This is a genomic window from Mycolicibacterium novocastrense (genome assembly GCF_001570485.1).
Taxonomy (GTDB): domain Bacteria; phylum Actinomycetota; class Actinomycetes; order Mycobacteriales; family Mycobacteriaceae; genus Mycobacterium; species Mycobacterium novocastrense.
This window is the reverse complement of the sequence record NZ_BCTA01000023.1, coordinates 59,901-78,690: the sequence shown is the minus strand read 5'-3', so window position 1 is coordinate 78,690 and position 18,790 is coordinate 59,901. Positions and strand designations below refer to the sequence as shown.

The following is an 18,790-nucleotide window of genomic DNA, read 5'->3' as shown; positions in this document are numbered from 1 at the left end:
CGACCCTGCTGACGACGCTAGCGAGCCGGCACCAACACGATGCTGCCCATGGTCTGCCGATTGACGAGGGCGCGGTGTGCCTCGACGACGTCGTCGAGGCAGTACTCGGTAACACTCGGGCGGAGGCGGTCGTCGGCGACAAACGCGATGAGCTGCTCGAGGGCCTGACTGATTGTGTCCGGGCGACTGCGCCAACCCATCAGCGAATAACCGCTCACGGAGAGATTCTGTGCCATCAGCGCCATTCCGGGGTACGTGGATGCGGTTCCACTGGCGGCTCCGAACGTCACGATCCGACCGAACGAAGCCATTACGTCCATGGTGTCGAGCGAGATTTGACCGCCGACGGAGTCGAGGACGAGGTCGACGCCGCGCCCGTCGGTCAGCTCGAGCACGGTCTTGGCCCATCCGGCTTCGGAGTAGTCGACAGCGAAGTCGGCGCCGTGCGCTCGAATATGGTCGAGTTTGCGCGGCGTTCCCGCCGTACCGATGACGACCGCCGCGCCGAGCAACCTCGCCAGCTGGATCGCGAGGGTCCCGACACCTCCTGCGGCGGCGTGCACCAGCACGGTATCGCCAGACCTGATTCTCCCGGCTTGGCGCAAGGTCTGGTATGCGGTCACTCCGTGAATCCAGAGGGTGGCCGCCTCACGGCTGTCCACCGTGTTGGGCAGCGTCACGACCGAATCCGATTGGGCTACGGCGAGTTCGGCGTAGCCGTGCTCAACCATCGCCGCCACCCGCGATCCGACTGCCGGCCCACCGGGGCCGGAGCTGCGCACCATCCCTGCGATCTCTTGCCCGACCCCGGCGGGCAGGTCGAAGGTCCCGAACGCGCCCTGCCGCTTCATCACATCGCCGTAGGTGACGCCGGCGGCTTCCACCTCGATCAGCACCTCATCCGGTCCGGGTACCGGCACCGCGCTGTCGCTGACTTGCAGCACCTCCGGTCCACCGAACTCGGTCATCCAGACGGCTCTCATCTTCCCTCCTGAACAGGCTGGGCGAGAACGCGATCCACGTCGTCCCCCACGGATGCGGGGCCGCTCTCGGTGCTGCGGTAACCGATGTAGCCGTCCGGCCGGATGAGCACGTAGCCACCGTCTGGCAGGTCATAGGCGGCGCTGACCGCGTCATCGGCTACCTGGACAACGCGTACCCAATCGGGCAACTCCGTCGGGGCGGGCGCGGCTCTGCCCAATATCAGCAGAGTGTGCCGCGTGGTGTCCAGCAGGTCGAAGAGTCTTGTGGCGGTGCCCTCTTGCGCGCTGAGTTTCACGTCGGGTGCGCGGTCGCCGACGGCGATCCGACCATGGGGGGCGCTGCCCGATCCGTCGTGATAGGACACGTCGATCTGTGAGATCGCACGCAGCAGGGCCCGTTGAACCGGTTGACGCGCCAGAATGCGCGGAGCGACGGTGCGGCGCATCTTCGTGCTCACCGGGTTGCGCAGCAGGGTCATCCGGGTGACGCGCCGGGTTCCTTTGACGAGTCGGCGGGCGACCGGCGCCCGCTCGGCGGCGTAACTGTCCAGCAACGCCTGGTCGGCCTCGCCGCGTACCACCGCCGCGAGCTTCCAGCCGAGGTTGAAGGCGTCCTGGATGCCCGTGTTCATCCCCTGCGCACCCACCACCGAGTGAATATGGGCGGCGTCACCGATGAGGGAAACCCTTCCAGCCGAGTGGGACTCGACCCTGCGCTGGTTGATCCGGAATCGGCCAGCCTGCCTGATCTCCGCGATCTTGGCCCCCGGTGGGGCACAGATGTCGACGGCGCGCTGCAATTCGGCGTGCGTTACGTCGCCGGTTGGGGCGGGTCGCTCGTTCTGTGCGACAGCAATCCGATGCCAGCCGTGCAGCATCGGAAAGTAGGCCACGAATCTGCCCCGGTTGAGGAAGGCGAAGAACTCGTCGCCGGGCAGATCCCAGTCCATTCGTAGATCGGCGACCGCGAAGTTCTCCTCGAACGCCGAGCCGAGGAAGCGCAGCCCGAGCTGTCGTCGGACGGCGCTGTGCGCTCCGTCCGCACCGACGATCCAGCTTGCCCGCACCGTGTCGCTGCCGCCGTCGGGGCGCCGCACCTCGGCGCTTACGTGGTCGGCGTTTTGGGTGAGTGCGACCATCTCGACCCGGTGCTCGACGTGTGTGCCGAGCGCGGCGAGGTTCGCGGTGAGGACCTCTTGCACCTCGTTCTGCGGGATCATCAGCAGAAACGGATAGGGTGACGGCAGAGCAGCGAAGTCGGCTCGCAGGATCTGCCGGTTTTCACTGAACACGTTGAACACTCGCGCTTTCAGCCCGCGCGCGAGTAGCTGCTCGGTGATCCCCTGCCGGTCAAAGAGTTCGAGGCTGCGAGCCTGTACGCCCAACGCACGCGTCTCAGTGTTGGGCCCGGTCGCGGCGTCGATGATTCGGGTGCGGATACCGCGGCGAGCCAGTTCGTTGGCCATCGTCAGGCCGGTGGGCCCCGCACCGACGATCAGCACATCGGTGTGGGCGGAATTCATGAACCCTCCTCTGCGGGAATTTTGGCGGCCAGGAGTCGCTCGAACATCTCGACGAGCTTGCGGCGGTGCGCGGTCTGGTCCAGATCGGTGATCGGGGCATAGGTCTCATGTAGTCCCTGAAGGGCGCCGAGCAGGACGACAGCGGTGAACTGCGGATCGCTGACGGTGAATTCGCCCTGTTGCACGCCCTCGTCGATCAGCGCGGTCACGGCGGGTAGCACGTCGGCGACGACTTGCGCGGTCACGCGGTGGTGCATATCGGTGAACGCCCGCGAGTAGAGATCGGCGATCAGGCCCGAGGTGGCGGCGTCGGTCAGTTCCCGGTAGCTGAAGTGGAAGTCCATCAGGCGGGCGGTCGGGGTCCGCGAGTGGTCCGTCAGCGCCGCTATCCAGGTGTCGGCGATCTGTTGCGAAGCCGCCAGCACACACGCTTCGAACACTTCGTCCTTGGATCGGAAGTGGTGGTAGAAGCAGCCTTTCGCGACGCCGAGTTCTCCGATGATCGCTGCGACGGTGGTTTTCTCGTAACCGTTCTCGGTGAACAGCTTGAGCGCGGCGCCGACGATCTCGCTCTTTCGCACTTCGGGTTGCTTGATCTCCCGCACCTGCCCTACGCTACAGACCGACGGTCGGTCTGTCTAGGAGGTGCCATGCGGAGCGTTCCTCGAACCGAACACCGGGTCGATCTGAGCGGCGGGGTCATCGAATACACGGATACCGGTGGCGACGGTCCTGTCGTCGTGCTGCTGCACGGGGTCAACATGGATAACTCCCTGTGGGACAACGTTGTTGCCCGGTTAGCACCGGCGCATCGGTGCATCTGTCCCACGCTTCCGCTCGGCAGCCACCGCCTGCCGATGAGGCGTGGGGAGCTGGTGACCCATACGGGCGTCGCGGCACTGGTCGGCGAGTTCATCGACAGGTTGGATCTACGCGACGTGACGCTGGTGCTCAATGACTGGGGAGGTGCGCAGTTCCTGCTCGCCGAGGGCGCCGAGCGAATCTCCGCACTCGCCCTGGTCGCCTGCGAAGCTTTCGACAACTTCCCGCCAGGACTACCGGGGAAGGCCATCGCCTCCAGCGCGAGAATCCCCGGTGTCCTGTGGCTGACGATGCAGCTTCAACGGTTCGGCTGGTTCCGCCGCGCCCCTGGCGGCTGGGGTTGGATGGCCAAGCACCCGATACCCAAAGACGTGATGGATCAATGGTTTCGCCCAGCGCTGGTCGACAGCCGAGTGCGGCGCGATCTGCGCACCTTCGCCGGCTCGACGCCCAGCCGCGCGCGATTGAGCGAGCTGACCGATCAGCTTCGGACCTTCGACCGGCCGGCACTTGTGGTGTGGGCGACCGAAGACAAGGTGATGCCGGCGGAGCACGGCCGGCGTCTGGCATCGCTGTTCCCGCGTGGCCGCCTGGTCGAAATCGGCGACAGCTACACCCTGATACCGATGGATCAGCCCGCTCGCCTCGCCGACGAACTGCGAGAGTTCATTGCCGCGGGGGCCCTCAGATCGGGGGGTACGGCAAGCTGAACTCGTCGGCCAGCAGGCTCTGCACGACAATCATCGCCGCCTTCGATCCCGCGGCGATCGCGCCTGCCACGTAGGGCTGCTCGCTGCAGAGATCACCCGCGGCGAACACGCCGCTGGCCTCCGTGCGATGGATCGGGTCGATGCTGATGGTGTCGGCGGCCAATGGGCCCGGCGTGCACGCGGCACCCAGCTGCTCGGCGAGCGCTGAGCGTTGTTTGAGGGGCGCCTCGACGAGGAGCCCGTCGCGGGCCAGCCGGTCACCGTCGGCGAACGCGATCGCGCTCAGTTGTCCGTCCTCGCTGAGCAATTCGACGACTCGACGGTCTTCGATGGTCACGTCGGCGGCCTTCAGCACCTGCTTGTCCGCGGGTGACAGGTCGGTGCGCCCGTCGGTCAGCAGCACGACGTCGTCGCTCCAGCCGCGAAGCATCAGCGCGGAGTGCATCGCCTCTTCGCCGGCGGCCATGGTGGCGAGCCGCTTGTCCCGCATCTCCCAGCCATGGCAGAACGGACATTGGAAAACCGAGGTGCCCCACAGCTCGGCGAGCCCGGGCAGGTCCGGCGGGCAGTACTGCATGCCGGTCGCGAGCAGCACCCGCTTGGCAAGAATGGGATCACCGTCATCGGGCTCGAGGATGAAGCCGTTGTCGACCGGGCGGCCACTGACGATCTGGCCGTGCCGGTACTCGACGCTGGGATAGGCCGTCAGCTCGCGTCGTCCTTGGGCGTACAGCTCGGCGGGCGGACGCTGGTCGTAGCCGAGCATGCCGCCCATCACCTTCGCGGCGCGGTTGCTCTGTTCGTCGGCGTCGATGACGACCGTGCGCCGTCTCGCCCGCCCCAGCACGAGGGCGGCGCTCAACCCGGCGGCCCCTCCCCCGACGACGGCACATTCCCAATCCATGGCCACATCGTTCCCGAGGTGGAGGTTGTGAAACCTTCGCGTCGATGTGCCGAGGTCAGCGGGGTATGCCCGGAGAGCGTCCGATCGTCAACAGAGCCTTGAAGTGAAGTCGACGGACGGACCGGGCCAGCAAATTCTTCATAGGGAAACCCCTGATTCCCCGGGCCCCGGTATTCCGTAGCGTCTGTGCCGGGCAACTGATCAGCGTCGCGTCCGCGAACGCTCATGGGAATGTAGTGCTGTCGGGGCGCTTCAAACAGTGCCGGGTGGGCGCGGGAGCCGGACCAGTGCTCACATTGTCGATGACCGTGGACAACCGAAGGGGAGGCGCTGTGTGCCGAGAAGAGATTCCCAAGCTAGCTTTGCGGTGCTGCGCTGGGCGCGCTGGAAGCTGTGACACCAAAGGATTTGCGCAGTGAACGCGGGCTGGTTTCCCGACCCGAGCGGCCAACCGGGGCAACGCTATTACGACGGTCAGCGGTGGACACAGCACTTTGCGCCTACTCCGCCGCCGAGCGCTGCACCACCAACGGCGGTGGCTGTGGCGGTGTCATCAGGCGGCGGAGCGAACCATGCACTGCACTTAATACTGACGATTCTCTCCTGCGGCCTCTGGCTCCCGTTTTGGATTCTGTTCGCCATCTTCAGCGGGTCGGCTGGATCATCGATCGCGGTTGGCGGAGGTCCCGGTGGTGTGAACGTAGATACGCGGTCCCGGACGCCATTGATTGTTGCGGGCGTGGTTCTGGGACTCATCGTGCTCGGCATCCTTGCCGAGAACCCCTGGCTGCTCCTCGTGCTGGTCCCGATGGTCGGTGCCGGCGGATTCCTGTTCTGGAGGCATAAGACCGCCGAGGCTCGAAAAGCCCAAGAGTTACGCGAGCAATACCGCCGTGACGTCCTGGCCGCGCGCGCCGATTACGAGAGCAAGCTCTATGCCGAGGGCGATCCGGCGGGCATCTACGGGCGGTACCCGCCGCCGAATACCGGTGCACCCGTGACGCGGTTCAACGGTGAACGTCTGCCCACGGTGGAGGCCTGACCGCGGAGCAGGGCGCATGAATCCGCTTGCTTGAGCGGGTTGCCGTCGTAAGTCAGCCCTGTATGTCCGGGTAGGGATGGTCGTCGCGGTCGGGCGCGAGCGGAACCGCCGCGAGGCCGACGAGGAACGCGGTCAGGTGGCCGACTTCGGTGAACGTGGGCCGGGCGGCGGCGTTACCGGCCAGCGCCAGCGCGGCCACGGTCTGAGCGCCGGAGCGCCACGGCTTGCGGGTGTAACCCGACAGCGCACCGGCCACCCCGAGAACGAAGTAACTCACCCCGACGTCACGGGCATTCTCGAGCCGCTGCGGCGCTCGACCCTTCCGAATCAGGAACCGCAGATAGCTCTGGCCGACGTAGGTGGCGACGACGTGCGCGCCGATCCCGACGAGAAGCCAACGCCACCAACCCAACCGGCGCTCCGCCGGCGCGACGACACCGACGAACACCGGGACGTAGGGCCACCACCTGTGGTCGTCGAGCCAGAACAAGCTGGTGGTGAGCACGCGATGGGGCTCGCTGCGCAGCCGGCGCAAATTCGTGGAGTTCCTGCGCTGGATCCGTCGCGACCCCCCATGTCCTGCCGAGCGCTGCACGCGGGTCGTGATGAGCAAGACGAGCAGCCACGCGAAGCTGAACGGGGCGCCGGCGACGGCGCGGAGTAGCCGCACCCGCTGAGATTAGCGCGATTAGCCACGCAGGCTTGCGGGTAGGCGAGCGTCGTTAGGAGCCGGTGATGACGACTGCAGACTCGGAGATCGACCTCGACGCGCTGTCGACCGACGACCACGGATACACCGTCAACGACGAGGACGAAGACGACCCGGTACTGCTCGATCGTGACGGCAAGCCGATCGAGACGTGGCGTGAACGCTACCCGTACGACGAGCGGATGAGTCGCGACGAATACGAGCGGACCAAACGGCAGCTTCAGATCGAACTGTTGAAGCTGCAGAACTGGAGCAAGCGCACCGGAGCGCGGCACGTCATCGTGTTCGAGGGCCGGGATGCGGCGGGAAAGGGCGGCTCGATCCAGCGGTTCATGGAGCACCTCAACCCACGCGGCGCACGGGTCGTCGCGCTGGAGAAGCCGACCGAAGAAGAGAAGTCGCAGTGGTACTTCCAGCGGTACGTCAGGCATCTGCCGACCGGCGGGGAGATGGTGCTGTTCGACCGGTCCTGGTACAACCGCGCCGGCGTGGAGAGGGTGATGGGTTTCTGTACGCCTAAACAGCACGCCGAGTTCATGCGGCAGGCACCAGCGTTCGAGGAGATGCTGGTCAACTCCGGACTGCACCTGACCAAGTTCTGGTTCTCGGTGTCGCCGGCCGAGCAGCGGACACGGTTCGCGATCCGGCTGGTCGATCCGCTGCGGCAATGGAAGTTCTCGTCGATGGACATGGAGGCGGTCAACCGCTGGGAGGATTACACCAGGGCCAAGGAGGAGATGTTCGTCGCGACCGACACCGACTATGCGCCGTGGATCGTCGTGAAGAGCAACGACAAGAAGCGGGGTCGAATCAACGCAATGCGATACCTGTTGTCGCGCTTCGACTATGACGACAAGGACGACGAAGTGGTCGGTGAGCCGGACCCGTTGATCGTGGGCCGGGCGCTGGAGGATTGACGCGCCGGATTTGTCGGACCCTTCTGTGATGATTGGGTCATGTCGATCGCTTCTGCGGATGCCCAGGTGGATGTCGGTCCCCACGAGCGTTTGGTGGGCCTGTTGGGACAGTTGGCCGAGTTGTCAGGACAGCGCAACGCCATCGATGGGCGCATCGTGGAAATCATCGCCGAGATCGACCGCGACGGTCTGTGGTCAACCGCCGAAGGTGTGCGCTCGGTCAAAGCGCTGGTGGCCTGGAAACTGGGCATGTCGGATGCCACCGCCAAAAACGTGGCCGCCGTGGCGCAACGCTTCGACGAGTTTCCGCGCTGCACCACCGAGATGCGCGAGGGCCGCCTGTCGCTGGATCAGGTCGGGGTCATCGCCCAGTACGCCGGGGCGGGCTCTGATGAGCACTACGCCGAGATGGCTTCGGTGGCCACGGTCAACCAACTACGGTTCGCGATCAAACTCGAACCACGCCCCCAACCCGACCACCGTGACCCCCCACGCGGCATCAGCAAAACCGTCGGCGAGCAGGCCACCACCTACCGCATCACCCTGCCCCACCTCGAGGCCGCCGCACTCGAGGCCGCCCTGCAATCGCACCGCGACGCGCTGATCAACGAGCACACCGCCGATCACGGCCCCGACACCGGCGCTGACACCCACGAACGCCGACAGCTCGGCGATCTGCGGTGTCGCCCGCCGTTTCCCACCCTGGCCGATGCGTTCATGCGCCTCGTGCACACCGGCTGGGACACCGAGGCGGCCCGACGCCCCCACGATCAACACACCACCGCCATCGTGCACCTGAACCTGGACACACCCGCGGCCTGGCCGCATCTGGGACCGGTGCTCTCCGAAGCCGAGCGGCGCATGCTGTTGTGCGACACCACCTGCCAGGTGTGGCTCGAACGTCACGGCCAACTCATCGGATCCGGACGCTCGACACGGGTGATCAGCCGCCGACTACGCCGAGCACTCGAACACCGCGACCGCACCTGCCAAGTACCCGGCTGCTGGGCCACCCGCGGACTGCACGCCCACCACATCGTGCACTGGGAAGACGGCGGACCCACCGAACTGCACAACCTGGTGCTGGTGTGTCCGTATCACCACCGCATGCACCACCGCGGCCAGATCATCATCACCGGCCCGGCCGACCAACTGCGCGTCACCGGCAGCGACGGCCGACCCCTGGACCCCGGATCACTCGCACACCCACCCACCCAACCACCACCAACGGTCCCACCCTGCCCAGGCCCCCGCGGCGAACGCGCCGAATGGAAATGGTACGACCCCTACGAACCCCAACCACCACCAAGCGATAACTAGGCTCATAGTCAAATGCGTTGCATCACCGCGTGTTCCGTTGACACCGGTCTCCTCGCTCCATCGAGGGCCAGTGTTGAAGGTCAGCGCACGAACGCGTGACCACGCTCGCGATCCAGGAACGTCTCGGACTTGTTCTTCAAGAAGAAGATATAGACGACGAGCGAGATCGCGATGCACACGGTGACGTAGCCGATGAACAGCGGCACCTGGTCGCGTTCCTTGAGCGCCTGATAGATCAACGGCGCCGTGCCACCGAACATCGAGTTCGCCAAAGCGTACCCCACACCCACTCCGAGTGCCCGAACGTGCACCGGGAACAGCTCCGACTTGACCAGCGCGTTGATCGAGGTATAGCCGGTGAGGATGACGTATCCAACCGCCACCAGCAGGAAAGAGGTTAGCGGCGAACGTGTTTCGGGCAGATACGTGATCAGGATGTAGGTGTAGACCAATCCGCCGAAACCGAACCACAGCAGCAGCGGCTTGCGTCCGACCTTGTCGCTGATCATCCCGCCGATCGGCTGAAGCAGCATCAGGAAGATCAGGCCGATCAGGTTGATCCACGTGCCCGTCATACCCTCGCCCTTGTAGGCGGTCTTCACGATCGCCGGCGCGTTGACGCTGTAGGTGTAGAACGCGACGGTGCCGCCCATGGTGATCAGGAAGCACAGCAGCAGCGGTTTCCAGTAGCGGGTGAACAACTCGCGCATGGAGCCGGCGCCCTTGTCCTCGCCGGCTTTCGTCGCCTCGATGACGTCCTCGGACAGCGATTCGTCCATGGTGCGCCGCAACCAGAACACCACCACCGCCGCGACCCCACCGATCGCGAAACCGATGCGCCAGCCGAAGTCGTGCAACTGGTCCTCACTGAGGAACGCGTCGAGCACCAACAACGTGAACTGCGCCAGCACATGTCCGCCCACCAGCGTGACGTACTGGAAACTCGAGAAGAAGCCGCGACGCTCGCGGGTCGCGGCCTCGGACATGTACGTCGCCGATGTCCCGTACTCACCCCCGGTCGCGAACCCCTGCACGAGGCGGGCGAGCACGAGCACGATCGGCGCGGCGATCCCGATCGTCGCCTGCGACGGCACCAACGCGATCACCATGGAACAGAACGCCATCAGCGACACACTGACCGTCAGCGCTGCGCGCCGGCCCCGCCGGTCGGCGAACCGTCCGAAGAACCACGACCCGACGGGGCGCATGACGAAGGTGACCGCGAAGATCGCGTACACGTACACCGTCGAGTTCTTCTCGGACTCGGCGAAGAACTGCGCTTCGAAGTACGAGGCGAACACCGTGTAGATGTAGACGTCGTACCACTCCACGAGGTTGCCCGACGAGCCCCGGATCGTGTTCCACACCGCCCGCCTCGTCTGGGCCGGAGTCGACCGCGGCGGTTGCGCTTCAGTGGTCGGTACGGTCATGGACGGACACGGTATCGGACCGAGCAGCCGGTGGGATGGATGTTGTTCATGGTCCTATGGGCGAGACTGCACTCAGGGTTGTGGTCGGTCGTGAACAGCCCTCAGCGCACTGTGCGTAGGCGCTCGCGGGCATCCACCCGCTCCCGCTGCGGGACGACGACGTACTTCGGGTCACGCGTCGACGCCACGCCGGCCTCGAACACCCCGAACCGCTGCAGCGCGCTTCCCACGAGCAGCGCCGCCCCCGACGCGACCATCGCCGCCCGGTTGCGCCCGAGCGCCGCCCCGACGGCTCCCCCTACGGTCAGCACCTCCGCCACCTGACGCATCCGGTGCGGCCGCCCCGTGGTGTACGCCTCGCCTTCCACGCCCAGCCGCCGCTCCATCACCCGTGACGCCGCGACCTCCATACCCGCGCCCAGCACCGCCATCCGCCGCGCCGGACCGGTCTCGTCGTATGGCGCCAGCAACAAGCCGAGCCCGGCGCCGCTGGCCGCCGCCGAGCCCGTGAACACGAACGGCAGATACGGGTGGGCCTCCCGCCATGCCGGAACCGCCGTCTGCGACAACAGAACTGCGGTGTACGACGCCACTGCAGAGGCCGTTCCCGCCGCCCACAGTCCCGCTGGTCGCGCCGCCCGTTCCACCAGGCGGCCCAACGCCGTCCGGCGCAGCCGACGCGGCATCAGCTCGGCGACCGCGATCACGCCCGAACCCGGGCCGTACGCCGAGAGAATCCAGGTCCCCATGCTCATCGGCGAGCTCGGCTTGGCCACCCGCAGCATGTGGTGAAACCGCTCCGGTCGCCCCAAGTCGGCGATCAGAAAGTACAGGCTCGCCAAAATGCTGACCAGCGAACCGATTCGGGTCACCTTGCGCAGCTCGGTCCGCCCCGTCAGGTCCGCTCCTGCCGCGAGCATCGCCGAGCCGCCGGACAGCCCGCCGCAGAACAGGTACGCCGCGATCCTCCAGTCCCACACCGGGCTCTTGAGGATCTGCTTGCCGTAGTAGGAGCGGAACTCGGCCTTCGGCACGGCGAGTTGTTCGCGGGGCATCAGTTGCGCCTTCCGAAGAACGAGGACACCGCGATACCGACCATCGCCGACGCCGCCATACCCGCGTAGCGCCACATCGCGCCCATGTCGCGTGTCGGCACCACCGGGTCCGGTGGCAGCCCGTACACCTCCGGTTCGTCGAGCAGCAGGAAGAACGCGCCGTCGCCGCCGACACCGTCGTTGGGATCCTCGCCGTACAGCCGTGCCTCGGTAATGCCGCGTTCGTGTAACTCGTTGACGCGCAATGCTGCCCGTTCACGCAGTTCGTCGAGCACGCCGAACTGGATGGAGTCCGTCGGGCACGCCTTCGCGCAGGCCGGCTCCAGCCCGTCGCGCAGCCGGTCGTAGCACAGCGTGCATTTCCAGGCCCGGCCGTCGCCCTCCCGCCGCTCGATCACCCCGTACGGGCAGCCCGACACGCAGTATCCGCATCCGTTGCAGATGTCCTGCTGCACAACGACGGTCCCGAACTCGGTGCGGAACAGCGCGCCGGTCGGGCACACATCCAGACACCCGGCGTGGGTGCAGTGCTTGCAGACATCGCTGCTCATCAACCAACGGAAGTCCTGGCGGGTCTCGGCGCTCATCGTGTCACCGGGCCGCTCGAAGCCGGGCATGCCCAGGTCGACGCGTTCGCGGGAAGGCTGCTCGATGAACGCAACGTGCCGCCACGAATTCGCGCCCAGCTCACCGGTGTTGTCGAACGACATGCCCAGCAGGTTGTAACCGTCCCCATCCCCGGAGACGGGAACCTCGTTCCACTCCTTGCACGCGACCTCGCAGGCCTTGCAGCCGATGCACACCGACGTGTCGGTGAAAAAGCCCATCCGCGGCGGGTGTTGGCCGTACCCCGCATCGGCGGCCACGTCGTCGAGGGGGCCGTAGAAGCTGTTGTGGCTCATGGCTGCTCCTCGGTGTGGTCTTCCGACGGCCCAGTGGTGTCCAGGTTGGTACCCGTCTCGGGCGTGATGCGCGCACGCTCGCGGTACATCGCGATGTACTGCAGCAGCGCCGGTCCCCGCGGCCGCCGCCCCGGCTGGATGTCACACGTGGCGACCTTGCTCTCCTGAATGAACACGTTGGGATCGGCCACCACACCGAGCAGGTCGTTGACGACGTCTCCGTCGATCAGCCCGACGCTGCCCCAGTGGTACGGCATCCACACCTGATGCACCACCCGGTCCTCGACCCGCAGCGGCCGCATCCGGTCGGTCACGAACACCCGCGCGTCGACCGCCGAGCGGCTGGTCACCACGTGCGCCCATTCCATATGCGCCAGACCGCGTTCGGCCGCCAGTTCCGGTGACACCTCGACGAACAGGCCCGGCTGCAGCTCGGACAGGTACGGCAGTTGGCGGCTCATCCCGCCGGCCGTGTGGTGCTCGGTGAGCCGTGCGGCGGTGAAGACGAACGGGAACACGTCGCCGTGCAACTCCGGCGGTGACGGGTTCGACGGGTTGTCCGCGCGCCCGTAGACCTTGCGCGCCGGGTTGCCCTGCTGCCTGTAGAGCGCATTGGCCATCGGCGACTCGTGCGGTTCGTAGTGCGTCGGCAACGGACCGTCGAGCACCCCGTTGGGCGCGAACAGCCATCCCTTGCCGTCGGCCTGCATGACGAACGCGTCGACGCCACTCAGCGCGTCGACACCCACTGCGTCAGAGGGCGGTTCGTAATCCGGCGGCTTGTTCTTCTCGAAGTCCGGGACGTCGTAGCCCGTCCACTCCTCTTTGTCGGCATCCCACCAGACCAGCTTCTTGCGCTCGCTCCACGGCCTGCCCTGTGGGTCGGCAGATGCGCGGTTGTAGAGCACGCGGCGGTTCATCGGCCACACCCAACCCCATTGGGAGTCGTCTTGCGGTTCCCGCCGGGCCGCCTGGTTGACCTCGTCGGCGTAGACGCCGCTGTAGATCCAACAGCCACACATCGTCGAGCCGTCGGCCTTCAACGAGAGATAGTTGTCGACGGCGCGACCCGTCGTCAGATCCACGCCGCTGATGCGCCGGAGCACGTCGTCGGCTGACGGCTCGTCACCGTCGAGTCGGTAGTCCCACGACAGGTCCAGTATCGGCCGGTCCCGTTCATCGGTTGAGCCGGCGAGCTTTTCGCGCAGAATCCGACCCAGGTGGTAGAAGAACCACAGCTCGGATCGGGCGTCGCCGGACGGTTCGACCGCCTGTTCGCGCCACTGCAGCTTGCGCTGCGTCTGGGTGAACGTGCCGGACTTCTCGACGTGCGAGGCGGCGGGGAACAGGAACACCTCGGTGCGGCAGGTTTCCGGGTCGATCTCGCCGGTCTCGATCTCCGGGGCGTTCTTCCAGAACGTCGCGCTCTCGATCTCGACGAGGTCGCGCACCACCAGCCAGTCCAGGTTGGCCATGCCGAGGCGTTGCAACCGTCCGTGCGCCGACCCGACCGCCGGGTTCTGCCCCAGCAGGAAGTAACCGAACACGTTGCCGTCGACCATGTCCATCACGGTGCGGTAGGTGCCGTGGTCGCCGTTGATGCGGGGTAGGTAGTCGAAGCAGAAGTCGTTGTCAGCGGTCGCGTGTTCGCCCCAGTACTCCTTGAGCAGCGACACCATGTAGGTATCGGCGTTGTGCCAGAAGCCTTTCTGGTTGCGGCCGCGAATGTCGTCGACGTACTGCTGCAAGGTTTCCTGACCGGCGTGCGGCATCGCGAGATACCCGGGTAGCAGGTTGAACAGCGTCGGCACGTCGGTCGAACCCTGGATGCTGGCGTGCCCGCGCAGCGCGAACACGCCCCCGCCCGGTCTGCCGATGTTGCCCAGCAGCAGTTGGATGATCGCGCCGGCACGGATGAACTGCGAGCCCATCGTGTGCTGGGTCCACCCGACGCTGTACACCAGCGCACCGGTGCGCTCGCGCCCGGAGTTCTCGGCCCACGCCCGCGCGATGTCCAGGAAATCCTCGGCGGACACACCGCAGATCCGCTCCACCATCTCCGGGGTGTAGCGCGCGTAGTGCCGTTTGAGGATCTGGAACACGCAGCGCGGATGCTGCAGCGTCGGATCGCTCGGCAGCATCTGCGCGGTGTCGTCGATCGGCGCGCCGCCCGACCCCTGCTGCTCCGACGCGGCTTCCTCCTTGGCTCCGGACCCGCCGCCTTCGCGGTCCGTCCGCTCGTACTGCCACGTCGACGGGTTGTAGGAGGCGGTTTCGTCGTCGTAGCCGGAGAACAACCCGTCGAGATCCTCGGCGTCGCGGAACCGCTCGTCGACGATGAACGAGGCGTTGGTGTAGGCGGTGACGTACTCGCGGAAGTCGAGGTCGTTGCTCAGGATGTAGTTGATGACGCCGCCGAGGAAGGCGATGTCACTGCCCGCCCGCAGCGTGAGGTGCCGATCGGCCAGCGCGCTGGTACGGGTGAACCGCGGGTCGATGTGCACGACCTTGGCGCCGCGCGCCTTGGCCTCGACCACCCACTGAAAACCGACGGGATGGGCCTCGGCCATGTTCGACCCCATGATCACTATGAAGTCCGAGTTGGCGAGGTCTTGCTGGTAATCCGTCGCCCCGCCGCGACCGAAGGAGGCTCCCAGACCGGGAACCGTGGCGCTGTGTCAAATACGCGCCTGGTTCTCGATCTGTAATGCTCCCAAGGCGGTGAACAGCTTCTTGATCAGGTAGTTCTCTTCGTTGTCCAGCGTCGCTCCGCCCAGGCTCGCGATGCCCATGGTGCGGCGCAGCGTGTTGCGGTCGGCGTCGAACTGCTGCCAGCCCTTCTCCCGCGCGTCGAGGACCCGGTCGGCGACCATGTCCATCGCGGTGTCGAGATTGATCTCCTGCCACTCGGTGGCGTACGGCGGGCGGTAGCGCACCTTGGTCAGCCGTTGCGGGCCGGTGACGAGCTGCTTGCTCGCAGATCCCTTGGGGCACAGGCGACCTCGCGAGACCGGACTGTCGGGGTTGCCCTCGATCTGGATGACCTTCTCATCCTTGACGTACACCTTCTGCGCGCACCCGACCGCGCAGTACGGGCATACGGAGTACGCGACCCGGTCGGCGTCGACGGTGCGCGGGGTCAACTCGACCGAGCGCTTGGACTGGGCGGCGTGGCCGCGCCCCAACCGGTCCGGACCCGTGAGCTGGCGGTACACCGGCCACGACTGGAACAACCCCTTGAGGTCCACAGTGCCTCCTTACCCGACGCGACTCCCATCAAACCGCGTTGCGGGTGCAGTTGCCACGAAGCCGACTTACGTCGGCGTTGCGCCTAGTCAGATGGATATGTCACCCGTGGGCGTCGTCAATTGACGTCCGCGTCGGGCACCACGGTGGCGGCAACTCGACCCGATCATGGTTTGCACCCTCTATGGTGCTGCTGTGGCCGAAATCGACCGTCGCACCCTGATGATGATGACCGGAGCCGCCGCCGTTGGCGCGGCCGCACTACCCTCGCCGCTGGCCAACGCCTCGCCGGTACGGCCGTCGCCGCCGGCGCAGCCGCCACCGGACGCGGCGACCGGCGGCTATCTGTTCGTCGACGAGTTCGACGGACCCGCCGGCTCCGCACCTGACCCGTCCAAGTGGATCATCCAGTCCTGGGACGACCCGGTGAACCCGCCGATCGCGGGCCACTACCGCGACGACCGGCGCAACGTGTTCGTCGACGGCAACTCCAACCTCGTGCTGTGCGCCACCCAGGAAGGCGACCAGTACTTCAGCGGCAAGGTGCTCAGCCACTTCCGGGGCCAGATCGGCACGACCTGGGAAGCGCGGATCAAGTTGGACTGCATGCACCCGGGTCTGTGGCCGGCCTACTGGTTGCTGAACCAGGATCCGCTGCCGGACGGCGAGGTCGACATCGTCGAGTACTACGGCAACGAGTCCTGGCCACCCGGCACCACCGTCCACGCCGCCTCCAACGGCAAGACGTGGGAGGGGATGTCGATTCCGCAGCTGGTGGATCCCGCATGGCACAGCTGGCGCACCGAGTGGAGCGAGGACGGTTTCCGCTTCTGGCGTGACTACGTCGATGGCGCCGAGCCCTACTTCACCGTTCCGGCCAAGCCGATCCCGGTCCACGGCCGTCCCGGGGACCTGCGGTGGCCGTTCGGTAAACCCGGCTACTGGCTGCAGGCCATCTTCAATCTGGCGGTCGGCGGTTCGGGCGGTGGCGATCCGCGTCGGGCGCCGTATCCGTCGGTGATGCTCATCGACTGGATCCGCGTCTGGTAGACGTCTCCGCCCGCGGCCGGCTCGCGCGGCTGGAACCGCTGCTCGTCGGCATTCTCGGCGCTGCGGTGAGCCTCGCGGGCGCCGGAAGACCGTCGTTCTGGTACGACGAGGCCGCCACGATCTCGGCGTCTTACAGCCGGCCGCTGCCTGCGCTGTGGCAGATGCTCGGCGACGTCGACGCCGTCCACGGCCTGTACTACGTGCTGATGCACGGCTGGTTCTCTCTCGTGCCGCCGACCGAGTTCTGGTCGCGGGTGCCCAGCGGCCTGGCTGTCGGCGCCGCCGCGGCGGGTGTGGTGGTGCTGGGCCGGCAGCTGTCGTCGCGGGCGGTCGGGGTGGTGGCCGGCGTCCTGTGCGCCATCCTGCCCCGGGCGACGTGGGCGGGCATCGAGGCGCGTCCGTACGCGCTGACGATGATGCTCGCGGTCTGGCTGGCAGTGCTGCTGGTGTGGGCCGCGGGACGCGAATCACGTTGGGCGTGGGCGGCATACGGTGCTGTGCTGGCCGTGTCGATTCTGTTCGACGTCTACCTGGCGCTGCTGGTTCCCGCACACGCCGTGTTCGTGCTGGCGTTCCGGCGCCGCCGGGCGGTGGTGCTGCCGTTTACGATCGCGTCGGGTGCGGGCGTCGCGGTGATGGCTCCGTTTGTCGCCGTGGTCGCCGGGCAGGCCCAGCAGATCAGCTGGATCACGCCGATCGGTACGCGCACGTTCGAAGACGTTGCCGTCCAACAGTATTTCGACCGTAACCCGTACTTCGCGGCGCTGTCGGCGGCGGTGGTGCTCGCGGCGATCGGGGTGTGGGTTTTCGCGAGGCGGCCCAGTGTCGGGGAACGGGAGGGCGTCGTGCTGGCCGTCGCCTGGCTGGTGATCCCGACGACGTTGATCGTGGCGTACTCGGCGGTGCGCGAACCGCTCTACACCCCGCGGTATCTGTGTTTCACCGCACCCGCGATGGCACTGCTGCTGGGCGTCTGCGTCATGGCGGTGGCACGTTCGGGGTGGGTGGCGACGGCCGTCGTGGTGGTGTTCGCCGTGGTTGCGGCCCCCACTTTCGTTGCCGTGCAACGCGGTCCGTACGCGAAGTACAACATGGACTACAGCCCGGTTGCCGACCTGATCTCGACCAAGGCCGCCGCGGGTGACTGCCTGCTGGTCAATGACACCGTCACCTTCCACCCCGCGCCGATGCGACCGCTGATGGCCGCGCGTCCCGACGCCTACGCCGGCCTGGTCGACGTCAGCCTGTGGCAGCGCGCCGCCGACCGCCGCGACGTGTTCGACACGAACCTGATTCCCGAGGCCTCGGTCGGACCGCTCGAACACTGCGCCGTCGTTTGGATCATCACACAGGCCGACCCCGGCGCCCCCGAACACGAAGAGGGCGTGGCGATTCCCCCGGGCCCGTTGTTCGGCGGGACGCGAGCGTTCGCGGTCAGCCACGATATGGGCTTCCGGCTGGTCGAGCGGTGGCAGTTCAGTTTGGCGCAGGTGATCAAGGCCGAACGCTAGCCGATCGCGGAAATGTCGGCGCCGAGCGTACGGTTTTGTACGTAAGCCACGGGACGGGCGCAGGAAAGGACACGCGAATGAGCACAACGCCGCTGGTGCCGCCGTTCAGCCACGACACCGCTGTTGCGAAAGTCCGTGGTGCAGAGGATAACTGGAATACCCGCGATCCCGCACGCGTCGCGAAGGGGTACACACCGGACAGTCAATGGCGCAACCGGTCGACCTTTCTTCAGGGCCGCGAACAGATCATCGAGTTCCTGACCGACAAATGGCAGAAAGAACTCGAGTATCGGCTGATCAAGGAACTCTGGGCCTACGGCGACGACCGCATCGCGGTCCGGTTCGCCTACGAATACCACGACGCCCAGGGTCGGTGGTTCCGGGCGTACGGCAACGAGAACTGGGAGTTCGCCGCCGACGGGCTGATGAAGACCCGCCACGCCAGCATCAACGATGTGCCGATCAGCGAGGAGCAGCGGTTGTTCCACTGGGACCGCTCCGGCCCGCGGCCTGCCGACCATCCGGGTCTGAGCGAACTGGGGTTGTGACGGGACGAGCGCTCAGTCGCAGGTACGAAACGTGCTTTCGCCCGCGCAAGTCCCCGCAGTCACAGTCGCCTCATGAGCCCCGAGCAGAGGGTACTTCGCGACTGCCCGGCTATCAGCG

The 18,790-nt window shown here is 66.6% G+C and carries 16 protein-coding genes and 1 pseudogene; 8 read left to right on the top strand and 9 right to left on the bottom strand.

Annotated elements, in window-relative coordinates:
- Positions 1-17 precede the first annotated feature (17 nt).
- The 3 genes from RMCN_RS07825 to RMCN_RS07815 are packed head-to-tail and all read right to left on the bottom strand — an operon-like array spanning position 18 to position 3,111.
- On the bottom strand, positions 18-983 hold the full coding sequence (locus tag RMCN_RS07825; RefSeq protein WP_067388199.1) for a quinone oxidoreductase family protein: 966 nt from the start codon (positions 981-983) through the stop codon (positions 18-20).
- The gene (locus RMCN_RS07820) at positions 980-2,506 is read right to left on the bottom strand and encodes an FAD-dependent monooxygenase (protein ID WP_064415384.1); all 1,527 of its coding nucleotides are present in this window, start codon (positions 2,504-2,506) and stop codon (positions 980-982) included. Before RMCN_RS07820 ends, RMCN_RS07825 begins: the two co-directional genes overlap by 4 nt.
- On the bottom strand, positions 2,503-3,111 hold the full coding sequence (locus RMCN_RS07815) for a TetR/AcrR family transcriptional regulator (RefSeq protein WP_064415383.1): 609 nt from the start codon (positions 3,109-3,111) through the stop codon (positions 2,503-2,505). The genes RMCN_RS07820 and RMCN_RS07815 overlap by 4 nt, the downstream gene beginning before the upstream one ends.
- Before the next feature lie 45 nt (positions 3,112-3,156).
- On the opposite strand from RMCN_RS07815, the gene RMCN_RS07810 reads away from it, so the two are divergent.
- Entirely contained in the window at positions 3,157-4,038 is an 882-nt protein-coding gene (locus tag RMCN_RS07810; protein WP_064415382.1) for an alpha/beta fold hydrolase, read from the top strand.
- On the opposite strand, the gene RMCN_RS07805 is transcribed toward RMCN_RS07810, so the two are convergent.
- Positions 4,013-4,942, bottom strand: a complete 930-nt coding sequence (locus RMCN_RS07805) for an NAD(P)/FAD-dependent oxidoreductase (RefSeq protein WP_067388334.1) — start codon at positions 4,940-4,942, stop codon at positions 4,013-4,015. The two genes, RMCN_RS07810 and RMCN_RS07805, sit on opposite strands and share 26 nt — an antisense overlap.
- Positions 4,943-5,357: 415 nt before the next feature.
- On the opposite strand from RMCN_RS07805, the pseudogene RMCN_RS32090 reads away from it, so the two are divergent.
- Both RMCN_RS32090 and RMCN_RS32085 read left to right on the top strand, forming a co-directional pair.
- Positions 5,358-5,450: pseudogene (locus RMCN_RS32090) on the top strand (DUF2510 domain-containing protein); the annotation flags it as partial.
- Positions 5,451-5,681: 231 nt separating this feature from the next.
- Entirely contained in the window at positions 5,682-5,984 is a 303-nt protein-coding gene (locus tag RMCN_RS32085; RefSeq protein ID WP_234787617.1) for a hypothetical protein, read from the top strand.
- A gap of 52 nt (positions 5,985-6,036) precedes the next feature.
- Here RMCN_RS32085 and RMCN_RS07795 read toward each other — a convergent pair whose 3' ends face one another.
- On the bottom strand, positions 6,037-6,654 hold the full coding sequence (locus RMCN_RS07795) for a rhomboid-like protein (protein ID WP_064415380.1): 618 nt from the start codon (positions 6,652-6,654) through the stop codon (positions 6,037-6,039).
- A 65-nt stretch (positions 6,655-6,719) separates the two neighbouring features.
- Here RMCN_RS07795 and ppk2 point away from each other — a divergent pair, with 65 nt between their 5' ends.
- Positions 6,720-7,610, top strand: a complete 891-nt coding sequence (gene ppk2, locus RMCN_RS07790) for a polyphosphate kinase 2 (RefSeq protein ID WP_067388197.1) — start codon at positions 6,720-6,722, stop codon at positions 7,608-7,610.
- 39 nt (positions 7,611-7,649) lie between these two features.
- Positions 7,650-8,930, top strand: coding sequence for an HNH endonuclease signature motif containing protein (locus RMCN_RS07785; protein WP_067388195.1), 1,281 nt, complete (start codon positions 7,650-7,652; stop codon positions 8,928-8,930).
- A gap of 80 nt (positions 8,931-9,010) precedes the next feature.
- On the opposite strand, the gene RMCN_RS07780 is transcribed toward RMCN_RS07785, so the two are convergent.
- The 4 genes from RMCN_RS07780 to fdh all read right to left on the bottom strand — a co-directional run bounded on the left by RMCN_RS07780 (position 9,011) and on the right by fdh (position 15,565).
- Positions 9,011-10,360 (bottom strand): MFS transporter, encoded by a 1,350-nt coding sequence (locus RMCN_RS07780; protein WP_067388194.1) that lies wholly within the window; start codon positions 10,358-10,360, stop codon positions 9,011-9,013.
- A 101-nt stretch (positions 10,361-10,461) separates the two neighbouring features.
- Positions 10,462-11,415, bottom strand: a complete 954-nt coding sequence (gene nrfD, locus RMCN_RS07775; RefSeq protein WP_067388192.1) for an NrfD/PsrC family molybdoenzyme membrane anchor subunit — start codon at positions 11,413-11,415, stop codon at positions 10,462-10,464.
- On the bottom strand, positions 11,415-12,317 hold the full coding sequence (locus RMCN_RS07770; RefSeq protein ID WP_067388190.1) for a 4Fe-4S dicluster domain-containing protein: 903 nt from the start codon (positions 12,315-12,317) through the stop codon (positions 11,415-11,417). The genes nrfD and RMCN_RS07770 overlap by 1 nt, the downstream gene beginning before the upstream one ends.
- Entirely contained in the window at positions 12,314-15,565 is a 3,252-nt protein-coding gene (gene fdh, locus RMCN_RS07765; RefSeq protein WP_234787607.1) for a formate dehydrogenase, read from the bottom strand. The genes RMCN_RS07770 and fdh overlap by 4 nt, the downstream gene beginning before the upstream one ends.
- A 202-nt stretch (positions 15,566-15,767) precedes the next feature.
- Here fdh and RMCN_RS07755 point away from each other — a divergent pair, with 202 nt between their 5' ends.
- The 3 genes from RMCN_RS07755 to RMCN_RS07745 all read left to right on the top strand — a co-directional run bounded on the left by RMCN_RS07755 (position 15,768) and on the right by RMCN_RS07745 (position 18,672).
- Complete coding sequence (locus RMCN_RS07755) at positions 15,768-16,613, top strand: glycoside hydrolase family 16 protein (RefSeq protein ID WP_064415654.1); 846 nt, start codon at positions 15,768-15,770, stop codon at positions 16,611-16,613.
- Entirely contained in the window at positions 16,607-18,124 is a 1,518-nt protein-coding gene (locus RMCN_RS07750; protein WP_067388184.1) for a glycosyltransferase family 39 protein, read from the top strand. The genes RMCN_RS07755 and RMCN_RS07750 overlap by 7 nt, the downstream gene beginning before the upstream one ends.
- A 77-nt stretch (positions 18,125-18,201) precedes the next feature.
- Complete coding sequence (locus tag RMCN_RS07745; protein WP_067388182.1) at positions 18,202-18,672, top strand: nuclear transport factor 2 family protein; 471 nt, start codon at positions 18,202-18,204, stop codon at positions 18,670-18,672.
- Positions 18,673-18,790: the final 118 nt, after the last annotated feature.